Genomic DNA, 14,093 nt, shown 5'->3' with positions numbered 1-14,093 from the left:
TACTGCTTGTATCTTTTAAAAATATAATTATTAAACTCCTTTAGTTTTAAATTAGTTAATAAAAATTTATCAAATTTAAGTAAAAAGCCCATAGTAACATAAGTATAGCTTTAGTAGATATTAGGTAGGATTTAGAAAATAATTAATTAACACTTAAGTGTAAAAATTAGATACCAAGGATACATGATGACACATATGGATTTTTCTCATCCGTATTTTGGTGTATTTGTTATGTTTGTTTTAACATTTGGCGCATTTATCTTAACTGTTTATTTAGCAAGAGTTATAAGTAGAAAGATTGCAAGATTAAACACTGAGAAATTAAAAGTATCTTTATATGAGTGTGGACCAGAAGTTACAAAACAACCAAATACAGTCTCTGTACAATTTTATTTGATGGCATTACTATTCATTTTATTTGATATAGAAATCATATTTATGTTCCCATGGGCAGTTGATTTTAAAGTATTGGGATGGTTTGGCTTTATAGAGATGATACTTTTTATTCTACTTTTAACTATTGGATTTATATATGCTTGGAAAAAAGGAGCCTTAGAATGGCACAGCATAAAGTAAACTATTTAGCTGATAAAGGAGCTCCTATTGCTCTAACAACAGTGGATAAACTTGTAAACTGGGGAAGAAGTAATTCTTTATGGCCTTTAACTTATGGACTTGCATGTTGTGCAATTGAGATGATGGCAACTGGTGCTTCAAGATATGATTTTGATAGATTTGGGACGATTTTTAGAGCTAGTCCTAGACAAGCAGATGTTATTGTTATAGCTGGTACTTTAACAAAAAAACATGCAGAGTTTATGAGAAGATTATATGACCAAATGCCTGACCCAAAATGGGTTATTTCAATGGGTTCATGTGCAAATACAGGAGGTATGTTTAATACCTATGCGACAGTTCAAGGTGCAGATAGAGTTGTACCAGTTGATATATATCTTCCTGGATGTGCTCCTAGACCTGAAACTTTGCAGTATGCACTTATGATGCTTCAAAAAAAGATTAGAAGAGAATCGATATTTAGAACAGTTAAGAAAAAGAGGTTAGTATGAGAGAATACAAACCAAAAAATGATGTACAAAAGAAATCATATTTTAATGATAGATTTTATGTTACTCCTTCGCTTCCTAAAGTTGATGTTGCTCAAGATGAAATTTTTTTTAATGATGTAGAATTGCTTTGTTCAAAAATAAAAATTCTTGATAAGTATATACAAAAAGAACATTTAGTTATTTATATAGACTCAAAAGATAATTTAAATGCAGTAGAGATTTTGAAAAACGAATTAAAATATGATGTTTTAATAGATATTTCTGCAATTGATTATTTAAGTTTACAAGGTGGCTTTGAAATTTTTTATGAATTTTTATCTATGAGTAAACATAAAAGATTAAGACTTAAATGTTTTTTAAAACAGGATGAAGAGTTAAACTCTGTTTATTCACTTTTCAAAATGGCAAACTGGGCAGAAAGAGAGATATATGATATGTTTGGAGTAAAGATTATAAATCATCCAAATATGAAAAGAATATTAATGCCTAATGATTGGCATGATTATCCATTAAGAAAAAGTTATCCTTTACATGGAGATGAGGCTGCATCTTGGTATGAAGTGGATAAGATTTTTGGAAAAGAAGCAAGAGAGATAATAGGCCCTGAAATAAGAGATGCTGCTGCTATTGATAGATATGATACTACTAGGTTTGCTAGATTAGGACATGAAGTACCATATGCACAAGATATTACTGATGGAAAAGAGCCAGAGCACACACCATTGGCTTATCAAGAAGAGCAAGGTGTTAAGTTTATTAAAAAGTTTAAAGAAGAAGATTCTAAAACTTTAAAAGAGAGAAGGTAGATGATGCAACAACAAACTCCAAATAGATTAAAACCTTTCTTTGAAAATATAAACTTCGAAAGAGAAGATAATACAATGGTGGTTAACTTTGGACCACAACATCCATCAGCTCATGGGCAAATGAGATTAATTTTAGAGTTACAAGGAGAAGAGGTTGTAAAAGCAAGACCAGATATTGGCTATTTGCATAGAGGTATGGAGAAAATGGCAGAGAATATGATATATAATGAATTCCTGCCAACTACAGATAGGATGGATTATATTGCTTCTACTTCAAATAATTATGGTTTTGCCCTTGCTATTGAGAAACTTTTAGGAATTGAAGTACCTAGACGTGCAGAGATAATAAGAACAATGCTTTTAGAGTTAAATAGAGTTGTTTCTCATCTTTTTTGGTTAGCAACACATGCTCTTGATGTAGGTGCAATGAGTGTATTTTTATATACATTTAGAGAAAGAGAGTTTGCATTAGATTTGATAGAAGATTATTGTGGTGCAAGACTTACACATAGTGCAGTAAGAATTGGTGGTGTTCCTTTAGATTTGCCAACTAATTGGTGTGAAGATTTAGAAAAATATTTAAAGACTTTAGAAGTAGAAGTTCAAAAATATGAGGGACTATTAACAGAAAATAGAGTTTGGAGAATGAGACTTGAAAATGTTGGTATCATAACTTCCAAACTAGCAAAATCTTGGGGTGTAACAGGAGTTGCTTTAAGAGCAACAGGAATTAAGTGGGACTTAAGACGTGAGATGCCTTATGGTTTATATCCTGAATTAGATTTTGATATTCCTATTGCAACTACTGGCGATTCGTATGGAAGATATAAATGTTATATGCAAGAAATAAGAGAGTCAATTAAAATATTAAGACAACTTATTTTGATGTATGAAGAAAGTGAATGTGAACTTATGGCTCATGCTCCTGAGTATATCTCTGCACCAAAAGAGCAAATAATGACTCAAAACTATTCATTGATGCAACATTTTGTTTTAGTAACTCAAGGAATGCGACCTCCAAAAGGTGAAGTCTATGTAGCTACTGAATCACCAAAAGGAGAGTTAGGATATATGGTAGTAAGTGATGGAACACCGTATGCATATAGGTTAAAAATTAGAGCTCCAAGTTTTTTCCATACAGGGTTATTAGAAGATCTTTTACCTGGACATCAATTAGCGGATGTGGTTACTTTAATTGGTAACTTAAATTTAGTGTTTGGTGAGATAGATAGATGATAATAAAAGCCATGGAGTTAAAAATATGAAAAGGTTTGATTTAAGACCACTAAAACAAAACTTTTATGACAGAATGTTAGAGCTGATGAAACACAATATTAAAGATGGCGAGAATGCTATTTTTTTATTTGAAATTGGAGATTTTTCAGCTGTTCAAAAAAGTGCTGATTTAATATATGAAAATGGTTATACACTTATGAACTCTATTAAGTTTAATGAAGTTGATTGGACAATAGTAGTAAAAAAAGTTGAACCTGAAAAAAAAGAGATTGAAACTAAAGAAGAAGAGTAAAAAGTATGATAGATTTAGATATTTTAAGAAAAAGTGATTATATTTTATGTTTTGGACAGTTCCTAGCAAATACAAATGAGCAAATTGTTGAAGCTATAAATGAAGCAAAGAAGAGTAATAATGCAGAAGTTATTTATATGCATGCAGTTGATAGTTTAGCTTTAAAAGATTTTTATACGCAGTTTATTAAATATGAAGCAGGAAGTGAAGAAGGTATTAGTTCTTTGTTATTAGATACTTTTGTAAAAAATACAAGTGAAAAAGTACAAGCTTATATAGATGATTTAGATATTGGTTATATCTCAGCAGAATCAAGTGCAGGAGAAGAAGAGTTTGAAGAGGCTTTTGAAAAGTCTTTAGGAAAAACTAACAAAACTATATTAGTTGGTGAAGATATATTTTCTCATAAAAGAGTTGATAATATTTTAAAAATATTAAGTGCTATTGAGAAGTATAGTGATTTAAAACTTTTATCTTCAATGCCTATTGATACTCAAGATGAGAATATAGAAGAAGTAGAAGAACTTTTACCTTTTAATGGAACAGTAGTTTATTCATATTTGGATAGTTCAAAAGATTCAAATATTGTTTATGCAAGTGCATCTTTTTCAAGAATTGCAAAAGTTGAAGATAAAGCAAATATAAAACTTACTTCAAATGAGGGCGAAGTTTTAAAAAAATTAATAGTTGATGATACCCTACAAAGCACAATTGCAATTTGCGCAACAAATAAGAAAGGAAGTGATTTCTTATCATGTGGGTATATTTATAAACCCGTAAAAATAGAAAGGCTTGAAGAGTGAGTGATTTAATATCTTTAGAGATTGATGGGAAACTTTGTAAGGCAAAAGAGGGAGAGAGTCTATTAAATATTGCAAGAGCAAATGGTATTTTTGTTCCAGCTATTTGTTATTTAACTAGGTGTTCTCCCACTCTTGCTTGTAGATTATGTTTAGTTGAAGCTGATGGAAAACAAGTATATGCATGTAATGCAAAAGCTAAAGATGGTATGCAAGTAAAAACAACTACTGAAAATATTGCTAAAGAAAGAAGAGCAATAATGGAGGTATATGATGTAAATCACCCATTACAATGTGGAGTATGTGACCAAAGTGGTGAGTGTGAGTTACAAAATTATACTTTATATATGAAAGTAGATTCTCAAAGTTATTCAATTAAAGATGTGCCAAGACCAACTCAGCATTGGGGAGTTATGAATTATGACCCAGGTTTATGTATAGTTTGTGAAAAGTGTGTAACTGTATGTAAGGATATGATAGGTTCAAGTGCTTTAAGTACAGTAAAAAGAGGTTCTGATGCAATCTCAAAAACTTTTAAAGATAGTATGCCAAAAGATGCTTATTCAATGTGGAATAAGCTCAATAAATCTCTTATTGGTTTTGATGAAAACTCATGTACAGATTGTGGAGAGTGTATCTCTGTTTGTCCTGTTGGAGCACTTGTATCAAATGATTTTCAATATAAATCAAATGCATGGGAATTAACAAAAATTCCTGCATCAAATCCTCACTCAAGTGATTGTGCTTTGATGTATTATGAAAGAAAACATGAATCAATACAAAATCATGACAAATTAAAAATTTATAGAGTTACAAATGACCATCATTATGTTACATTAAATGGAGCGGCAAGATTTGCTTATGATTTTGAAAATGATGTACAACAAAAAGATGAAAAGTCTTTTCTAGAAGCAATTGAGGCTTTTAAAAAAGCAAAAACTATAAAATTTAACTCATTTATTACTAATGAAGAGGCATTGATTTTACAAAAATTAAAAGAAGAGCATAACTTTAAGTTAGTAAATGATGAGGCTTTTAAATATCAAAGATTTTTAAAAGAGTATAGTTTAATAAGTGGAAAAAATCTTTATTCAGCAACTTTAAATAGTGTACATGAATCAAATTTTGTGATTTCATTAGGTTCATTTTTAAAATATGATTTACCACATGCAAGATATGCTTTTAATAACTCTATTATTTTAAATAAGGGTGCTGGATTATATTTCCATCCAATTGTTGATCCAATTATGGAAAAGATTGGTAAAAAAGGTAAAACAACAGAGTTTATATATCATCAACCTTTAAAAGAAGAGGCTATTTTGTATCTTCTTTTAGATATTTTTGCAGATGAAAGTTTACCTGAAGATATTAAGACATATCTTCAATCTTTAAAAGAGAAAAGAGTTAAAACAGTAGTTGAAACAAAAAAAGAACAAGTAATAGAAAAAGTCTTAGATGAAGATAGTGGTGAAGAAAAAGAGGTTAAAAAGTTAGTAACAAAAAAAGAAGAAAAAGAAGTAGAGTATAGTTACTGTAAACTTTTAGATGAAGTAGGACTTGATGAAAACTTTTATGATTTAGTTGAGTCAATGCTTGTTAAAAAAGATAAGTTTTCATTAATAATAGGTGAAGATGTAATAACTCATCCAAATTATAAAACATTAGCAAAACTTTGTGCTATGATTGATAAATATACAAAGTTTGATATTTTAATTATCCCTACTAAAACAAATACTTTAGGTGTTAGTTTAATTTGCCAATTAGATGAGAAAGTAGAAGGTTTTGCTATTGGTTATAATGAAAAAGCAGATTATGAATTAAGTGCTTTAGGTGATGGAAACTTAGATATGCCAGCATTAAATCAGCAAGAAGGAACTTTTGTAAATATAGATAAAAGAGTTGTTCCTACAAATGCTGCTTTACCTTATAAAGGTTATATATTAAATGATATTGCAAATGAGTTACTATCTAAAAAGCAAGAGTATACAATTGATTATACTTCAAAGCTTCCAACTACAAGTGGATTTAAACAAATAGAGTTTGATTCTTTAGCAAACTATTTTTCAAATGATGCAAATGAACATAGAGGATATATTTTAGATAATATAGATGTTCAAATAGATAATAGTTTTGAAAAAACAGAGATTTTAAATGTTCAAGAACATAAAGATGAGTTTATTATTTATAGAGCAAATCCTATGAATCTTTTTAATGAGTTTGTAGCAAAATCTCATGAGTTTGAAAGAAAAGCAAAAACTGGTATTTATATGTCTGAAAAACTTTTTAATAAATTACAATTAGAACAAAATAGCAAAGTTAGAGTTCTAACAAAGAATAAAACATTTGATTTAGATGTTTTTATTGATGAACAAATTGATGGTGAAATAGCATATGTTTCTACCTTTGATAAATCTTATGGAACAAAAGAGCTTTTTGATTCATATAGATTTATAAGAGCTTCACTTACAAAGGCTTAAAATGGAAACTAGTATTATTATTGAAACAGTAGTTAAAGCAGTTGTAATCTTAGCAGTTTTTTCTGCATTAGCAGGATTTACTACTTATATAGAAAGAAAAGTTTTAGCTTATATGCAAAGAAGATTAGGACCTTCAAATGTTGGACCTTATGGGCTTTTGCAGTTAGTTGCTGATGGTATAAAACTTTTTACAAAAGAGGATTTTGTTCCACAAAATGCAGCAAGACCTGTTTTTATGATTGCTCCTATTATTACAGCAGCAACTGCATTTATTGCAATGAGTGCAGTTCCTTTTTTCCCAGAGTTTGAGATGTTTGGGTATGTAATAAGACCTATTATTTCAGATATTAATGTAGGAGTTTTATTTGTATTAGGAGTTGCTTCTGTTGGTCTTTATGGTCCTCTTTTAGGTGGAATGAGTAGTGCGAACAAGTGGTCACTTTTAGGTGGAGCTAGAACTGCTATTCAATTACTATCTTATGAGGTGGTTTCAGGGCTTTCTCTTTTAGCTCCTTTGATGTTAGTAGGAAGTCTATCTTTAATTGATATTAATAACTATCAAACAGGAGGATTTACTTCATGGCTAATTTGGTCACAACCCTTAGCTTTTATTTTATTTGTTATTGCAGGATTTGCAGAAACAAATAGAACGCCATTTGATTTATTAGAGCATGAAGCTGAGATTGTAGCAGGTTATGCAACAGAGTATTCAGGTCTTAGATGGGGAATGTTTTTTATTGGTGAGTATGCGAATTTATTTACTGTATGTTTTTTAGTTTCACTAATTTTCCTTGGAGGTTTTAATGATTTATGGTTTATTCCTGGTGGTTTAGCAATTGTTTTAAAAGTGATGTTTTTAATCTTTTTCTTTTTATGGACAAGAGCTTCATGGCCACATATTAGACCTGACCAGTTAATGTGGTTATGTTGGAAAATATTAATGCCACTTGCAGTAATAAATATTCTTATTACTGGTTTTGTAATGATGTTTTAGGAGTTAAAATGGGTTTAGAAGAGTTTAAAAATAGAAATGTTGGTGTACAAAACTATATAACTGTCCAAGATAATGATTATCCTAAAACAAATAAAGAAGTTTTCAAGCAAGTTATAAAAAGAAGTTTTAAAAAAGAGCTTTTTACAGGACTTAAAATAACTTTTAATATGATGAAAGAGGCTTTATTTAAAGGTAAGATGCACACAGTTCAATACCCAGCTGAAAAGTTACCAATTGGACCTAGATATAGAGCTGTTCATAAGCTTTTAGCACTATTAGAATCAGGAGAAAATAGATGTATTGGGTGTGGACTTTGTGAGAAAATTTGTATCTCAAATTGTATTAAAATGGATACAAAAATTGATGAGAATTCAAGAAAAGAGGTTTTAGAGTACACAATTAATATGGGAAGGTGTATTTTTTGTGGTTATTGTGCAGAAGTTTGTCCTGAACTTGCAATTGTTCATGGAGGAAGATATGAAAATGCTTCAGAACAAAGAGCACACTTTGCTTTAAAAGAGGATTTATTAACACCACTTGATAAGTTACATTTACAAAAAGAGTATGAAGGTTTTGGAGCAGTATCACCTGATGCTGATGAAAAAATCAAAAAGACTCCATTACAGTATTAGGAGAGAAGATGTTGTTTGAAGTAGTAGCGTTTTATCTATTTGCCACTTTAACAGTTATTATGTTTTTAATTACAGTATTTACAAATAATGCTTTGTATGCTTTAAGTGCATTAGCTGCTGGTATGATATTTATTTCAGCATTTTTCTTTTTATTAGATGCTGAATTTTTAGGAGCAGTTCAAATTGTTGTTTATACAGGAGCTGTTGTTGCTCTTTATGCTTTTGGAATGATGTTTTTTGACTCCTTGTCAACTGTAAAAGAAAGTATTAAAAACCCTAGGCTAGTGTTTTTATTAAGTGGACTTATTGCTTTGTTAATAGTAGTTATTTTTGTATCTCCTATTATTGGTCAAAATGTACAAGCTAATTTACCAGTTCATCCAGAATGGGGAAATACACAAGATGTGGGAGTTGTTTTATTTACTAAATACTTAATTCCTTTTGAAATTGCAGCGGTGATGTTACTTGTTGCAATGATTGGTGGAATTATTTTAGCTAGTAAAAAGATGGATACTTCATACTCAGAATTAAGTGAAAATGAAATTGATAAGTTAAAGGAAGAAAGATGAGTCTAAATGCATATTTAATCCTTTCAACTTTGATATTTTGTATTGGTTTATTAGGAGTAATAAGAAGAAAAAATCTTCTAATGCTATTTTTTTCAACTGAGATAATGTTAAATTCTGTAAATATAGGTTTAGCAGCTGTTTCAAAATTTCATGGGGATTTAACTGGACAAATGTTTGCTTTTTTTATAGTAGCAATTGCAGCAAGTGAAGTTGCTATTGGTTTGGGACTTCTTATTTTATGGTATAAAAAAACAGGTACTATTAACTTAGATAGTATGCAAAGATTAAAAGGCTAATGATGGAAAAATATCTATATATAGCGTTATTTGCACCTCTTGTTGGCTCTTTGTTTGCAGCAGTTTTTGCAATGAGTAAAAAAAATATCATTACAGGTATTTTTACATCATTTATGTTAGCAGTCTCTACTATTGCTACATTAAATTTATTATATTTTGTATATAAAACAAATGAAATTATTCATGTAAGAATGCTTGATTGGATTGTTGTTGGAAATATTGATATCCCTTTTGGTTTTGTAGTTGATCACGTAAGTGTAGTAATGATGAGTGTTGTAACAATAGTTTCTACAATGGTTCATATTCATTCAATAGGCTATATGGAACATGATAAGGGATTTAATAGATATTTTTCTTATTTAAGTGCTTTTGTATTTTCAATGCTCATATTAGTAATGTCAGATAACTTTGCAGGACTTTTTATAGGATGGGAAGGCGTAGGGCTTTGTTCTTGGCTATTAATTGGATTTTGGTATCATAAAAACTCTGCTGCTTGGGCTGCTAATGAGGCTTTTATTATGAATAGAATTGCTGATTTAGGGATGTTAGTAGGAATCTTTTTAATTTATTGGAATATTGGAAGTTTACAATACGACATTGTATTTTCAAATATTGACTCTTTAAGTGGTTTTATGATTGGATTAATAGGAGTATTCTTATTTATTGGAGCAATGGGAAAATCAGCACAATTTCCTTTTCATACATGGCTTGCTGATGCAATGGAAGGACCAACACCTGTATCTGCTTTAATTCATGCTGCTACAATGGTGACAGCTGGAGTTTATTTATTAGTAAGGGCAAATGAGATTTATACTACTATTCCTGAAGTGGGATATTTCATTGCTTGCTTGGGAGCATTTGTTGCTATTTTTGCTGCAACAATGGCATTAGTAAATAATGATATGAAAAAGATTATTGCTTATTCGACTTTATCACAACTTGGGTATATGTTTGTTGCTGCTGGACTTGGTGCTTATTGGGTTGCACTATTTCATTTAGTAACTCACGCTTTTTTCAAATCAGTTCTATTTTTAGGAGCAGGTAATGTTATGCATGCGATGAGTAATGAGCTTGATATTAGAAAAATGGGTGGTTTATATAACAAAATGAAATCAACTGCAATTATTATGATTATTGCTTCAGTTGCTTTAGCAGGTATTTTCCCTCTTGCTGGGTTTTACTCAAAAGATAAGATTTTAGAAGCAGCTTTTAATGCAGATGCTATTTTTTTATGGGTTATTTTATGGATAACTGCTGGATTAACTGCTTTTTACTCTTTTAGACTTATTATGCAAGTGTTTTTTACAAAACCTAAATATGAAGAGTTTGGTTATCATCCACATGAAACGTACCCTTTTGTTATCGCAGCTATGATTCCTCTTGCTTTATTGGCAGTTATTTTAGGTTGGTTTGAACATTCATTTGTAAATATGGTAACTTACATTTTACCAACATGGGAAGCTTCAAATATTACTCATTCAACGGCTTATATTCTTATTGCAGTTACTAGTGCAATTGCATTGTTTGGAATAGGTTTTGCTGTATTTAAATATAAAAATGGTGGTTTTTCTAAACAGTGGCAAAATAGTACTATTTACAAGATATTGATAAATCAATATTTTATTCCACAATTTTATGAAAAAGTCATATGTAAATCATACTTTTTATTATCAAGATTTGCTTATAAAGTTATTGATATGAAGATTGTTGATGCAACAGTTGACCTAATAGCAAGAACTGTTTATAAAACTGGTGTTCATTCAGCACCAATTCAATCAGGAAATTTGTCTCATACTTTAAGAGTTATGGCAGTTGGTGTAGCATTTATACTATTTTTAAGTGTAACTCTTGCATTTATAAATTAAAAGGTTTAGTTATATGGATTATATTTTATCAATATTGATATTTTTCCCTTTCTTTGCAGCATTTATAGGATTTTTAGTAAGTGATGATTCTATAAAAGCATATGGAATTTTAGCAACAGCAATAGAGTTTATTATAAGTATAATACTTTGGATAAATTTTGATGTTTCTAACCCAGATATGCAGTTTTTGCAACAAGTATTAGTTATTCCAACTTATGGAATTAATTATATTGTAGGAGTTGATGGGATTTCACTATTTTTAGTGATTATGACTACTTTTATGACTATGGTATCACTAATTGCTCTTAGTGAGAAAAAAGCAGTTAAAAATTTAATAATTACTGTTTTATTCTTAGAAATGACTATGGTTGGTGTATTTTTAGCATTAGATGCAATAATATTTTATTTATTTTGGGAGCTTTCTCTTGTACCAATGCTTTATATTATTGGTGCTTGGGGAGGAAAGCTAAGAATATATGCAGCAATTAAGTTCTTTTTATATACTTTTCTTGGTTCTTTAGTTATGTTAATTGGTATGTTATATTTAGGGTATATCTATTTTCAAACTACTGGTAATTGGAGTTTTAATATTCTTGATTGGAATATGTTATTGCTTCCTTTTGATATGCAACTTATGCTATTTCTTGCATTTTTTGCAGGTTTTGCTATTAAAGTGCCAATGTTTCCATTTCATACTTGGCTTCCCTATGCCCATGGACAAGCGCCTACAATTGGTTCTGTAATACTTGCAGCAGTTTTATTAAAAATGGGAACATATGGATTTGTAAGATTTTCTTTACCTTTATTTCCTGATGCAAGTGTTTATATGATACTTCCTATGGCTATATTAGCTTTAATAGCTATTGTTTATACAGCAATGGTTGCTTTTGCTCAAGAAGATATGAAACAAGTTATAGCTTATTCTTCAGTATCTCATATGGGAGTTATAATTTTAGGAATATTTGCATTGAATGTTGAAGGTATTTCAGGAGCAATATTTTTGATGCTTTCTCATGGAATTGTTTCAGGAGCATTATTTATGCTTGTAGGAGTTATTTATGATAGAAGGCATACAAAACAAATAAATGAATTTGGTGGTTTAGCAAAAGTAATGCCAAAATATGCAACTATTTTCGCAATTATGTTAATGGCCTCTATTGGACTTCCTTTAACTATTGGCTTTGTAGGAGAGTTTTTATCTTTGCTTGGATTTTTTAAATATTCACCATTTTTAGCAATAATTGCAGGACTTACGATAATCTTAGGTGCTATATATATGCTTGTAATGTATAAAAAATCATTTTTTGGCGAAGTTACAAAGGATGAAAACAGAAGTTTAAAAGATTTAAATAAAAAAGAACTAACAGCACTTATTCCTTTAGTTGCTTTAGTTGTTGTTTTAGGTATTTATCCAAAACCAATCTTAGACCCAGTTAATAATAGTGTTTCTAAACTTATTGAGATTATGAATGCTAAAACAGTTACAAAAGAGGCTCAATCTAAGATAATTGATTTAAACAGTATCTCAGGGGTAGAAAAATGAATGAAATACCAAAAATAGCTATTGATTTTGCGAGTTTAAATTTTAGTACAATTACTCCAATGATAGTTGCAATTGTTGCAGCTTTAATAATTCTTTGCGTAGATTTAGCAACAAAAAAATTAGATAAATCTTTGTATTTAACATTGACTATTTTAGCTTTAATAGTTGATTTAGGTTTTGTTTTTGGATTTAACTCTGATGCAAGAGGCTTTTTTGATTTACTTTTAGTAGATGGAGTTTCAACTTTAGCACAAGCAATAATTGTAATAGCTTCAATTTTCTTTATAATTTTAGGTTTTGCAAAACTAAGATTTCAAGAGTTTAGATACCCTGAGTATTTTGCTTTATATCTTTTTATGGTTGCTGGTTTTCAGTTTATGGCAAGTTCAGATAGTTTAATACTTATTTTTGTAGCTTTAGAAACTTCTTCATTAGCTTTATACACAATGATTGCTATGCATAATAGATTAAATGCAATAGAAGCAGCAATTAAGTATTTTACAATGGGAGCTTTAACAGCTGCTTTTTTTGCCTTTGGTTCAATGATATTATATGCACAAACTGGAAGTGTAGAGTTAGGTCAAATATCTTTGATTTTGACTCAAACAGAGTTTGAAAACTATTTTGTAATTTTAATAGCAGCTACATTTATTATTGCAGCCCTAGCATTTAAACTTTCACTTTTCCCTTTTCATTTATGGGTTGCTGATGTTTATGAAGGTTCAACTTCTGCTTTAGCAGGATTCATATCAGTTGTTCCAAAAATTGCTGCTTTTGTAGTGGCTTTGAGATTTTTTGAGATTTTTATAGTAAATAATGATTTATTTATACAAACAATTTTATATACAATTGTAATTTTAACAATGACAATACCAAATATTATAGCACTATTACAAAATGATATAAAAAGAATGCTTGCTTACTCATCTGTATCAAATGCTGGATTTGCAATGGGTGCTATTTTAATAGGTACAAATCAAGCAACACAAGCTCTATTTTTATATTGGATTATGTTTTTTATAACTAATCTTGGTGGATTCACAATGCTTTGGTTAAATAGAACTAAACAGTATGATAAAGGAAGTGACCATAGTATGCAAAAATATGCTGGGCTAATTAAAACTTCTCCAAAAGTTGCAGTACTTATGGCTTTATTTATGTTAACACTGGCAGGACTTCCACCTTTTGCTCTTTTTTGGGGAAAACTATATTTAATTGGAAGTGCAGTAAATGCAGGATTTATGTTTTTAGCTTTTATGATGATAATAAATTCAGCAATTGCAGCTTATTATTATCTAAAACCAGTAGTTTATATGTTTTTAAAACAGCCAGATGAACCAATGTTATATTTACAAAATGCTACACCAATTATGAAGTATTTAGCAATTTTTTGTGCAGTAATAACAATTACATCAATATTCACAATTGAACCACTTCTTCAAATAATAACTTATTACACTCAAATTTCAGGATTTTAATAGATAAAATATCAATAAAAATTACTTTTATTGATATT

General features: G+C 29.6%; 14 protein-coding genes. All 14 read left to right on the top strand.

Annotation, left to right across the window (positions count from 1 at the left end; translation table 11 throughout):
• The first annotated feature begins 186 nt into the window (after window positions 1-186).
• From CP960_RS04440 to nuoN, 14 genes are read left to right on the top strand one after another with little or no spacing between them, the layout of a single operon-like run.
• Entirely contained in the window at window positions 187-576 is a 390-nt protein-coding gene (locus CP960_RS04440) for an NAD(P)H-quinone oxidoreductase subunit 3 (RefSeq protein WP_101184128.1), read from the top strand.
• Window positions 558-1,067, top strand: a complete 510-nt coding sequence (locus CP960_RS04435; RefSeq protein WP_101184126.1) for a NuoB/complex I 20 kDa subunit family protein — start codon at window positions 558-560, stop codon at window positions 1,065-1,067. The genes CP960_RS04440 and CP960_RS04435 overlap by 19 nt, the downstream gene beginning before the upstream one ends.
• Complete coding sequence (locus CP960_RS04430) at window positions 1,064-1,873, top strand: NADH-quinone oxidoreductase subunit C (protein ID WP_101184124.1); 810 nt, start codon at window positions 1,064-1,066, stop codon at window positions 1,871-1,873. The genes CP960_RS04435 and CP960_RS04430 overlap by 4 nt, the downstream gene beginning before the upstream one ends.
• Window positions 1,874-1,876: 3 nt before the next feature.
• Window positions 1,877-3,109: an NADH dehydrogenase (quinone) subunit D gene (nuoD, locus tag CP960_RS04425; protein WP_101184134.1), complete on the top strand. Its 1,233-nt coding sequence runs from the start codon at window positions 1,877-1,879 to the stop codon at window positions 3,107-3,109.
• 25 nt (window positions 3,110-3,134) lie between these two features.
• Window positions 3,135-3,401 (top strand): NADH-ubiquinone oxidoreductase subunit E family protein, encoded by a 267-nt coding sequence (locus CP960_RS04420; RefSeq protein ID WP_101184122.1) that lies wholly within the window; start codon window positions 3,135-3,137, stop codon window positions 3,399-3,401.
• A 5-nt stretch (window positions 3,402-3,406) separates the two neighbouring features.
• A complete protein-coding gene (locus CP960_RS04415) occupies window positions 3,407-4,204 on the top strand; it encodes a hypothetical protein (RefSeq protein WP_101184120.1) in 798 nt (265 codons plus the stop codon).
• Between the two features lie 8 nt (window positions 4,205-4,212).
• Window positions 4,213-6,678 (top strand): NADH-quinone oxidoreductase subunit G, encoded by a 2,466-nt coding sequence (locus tag CP960_RS04410; RefSeq protein ID WP_409454879.1) that lies wholly within the window; start codon window positions 4,213-4,215, stop codon window positions 6,676-6,678.
• Between the two features lies 1 nt (window position 6,679).
• Window positions 6,680-7,672 (top strand): NADH-quinone oxidoreductase subunit NuoH, encoded by a 993-nt coding sequence (gene nuoH / locus CP960_RS04405; RefSeq protein WP_101184116.1) that lies wholly within the window; start codon window positions 6,680-6,682, stop codon window positions 7,670-7,672.
• 8 nt (window positions 7,673-7,680) lie between these two features.
• The gene (nuoI, locus tag CP960_RS04400) at window positions 7,681-8,304 is read left to right on the top strand and encodes an NADH-quinone oxidoreductase subunit NuoI (protein WP_101184114.1); all 624 of its coding nucleotides are present in this window, start codon (window positions 7,681-7,683) and stop codon (window positions 8,302-8,304) included.
• An 11-nt stretch (window positions 8,305-8,315) separates the two neighbouring features.
• Window positions 8,316-8,873, top strand: a complete 558-nt coding sequence (locus CP960_RS04395; RefSeq protein WP_101184132.1) for an NADH-quinone oxidoreductase subunit J — start codon at window positions 8,316-8,318, stop codon at window positions 8,871-8,873.
• Complete coding sequence (gene nuoK, locus CP960_RS04390) at window positions 8,870-9,169, top strand: NADH-quinone oxidoreductase subunit NuoK (protein ID WP_101184112.1); 300 nt, start codon at window positions 8,870-8,872, stop codon at window positions 9,167-9,169. Before CP960_RS04395 ends, nuoK begins: the two co-directional genes overlap by 4 nt.
• Window positions 9,170-9,171: 2 nt before the next feature.
• Window positions 9,172-11,034 (top strand): NADH-quinone oxidoreductase subunit L, encoded by a 1,863-nt coding sequence (gene nuoL, locus CP960_RS04385; RefSeq protein ID WP_101184110.1) that lies wholly within the window; start codon window positions 9,172-9,174, stop codon window positions 11,032-11,034.
• A 13-nt stretch (window positions 11,035-11,047) separates the two neighbouring features.
• Entirely contained in the window at window positions 11,048-12,577 is a 1,530-nt protein-coding gene (locus CP960_RS04380; RefSeq protein ID WP_101184108.1) for an NADH-quinone oxidoreductase subunit M, read from the top strand.
• Window positions 12,574-14,055: an NADH-quinone oxidoreductase subunit NuoN gene (gene nuoN, locus CP960_RS04375; RefSeq protein WP_101184106.1), complete on the top strand. Its 1,482-nt coding sequence runs from the start codon at window positions 12,574-12,576 to the stop codon at window positions 14,053-14,055. Before CP960_RS04380 ends, nuoN begins: the two co-directional genes overlap by 4 nt.
• Window positions 14,056-14,093: the final 38 nt, after the last annotated feature.

The sequence above is a fragment of the Malaciobacter halophilus genome (assembly GCF_002837275.1).
GTDB lineage: Bacteria > Campylobacterota > Campylobacteria > Campylobacterales > Arcobacteraceae > Malaciobacter > Malaciobacter halophilus.
This window is presented reverse-complemented; position numbering and strand designations above follow the sequence as displayed.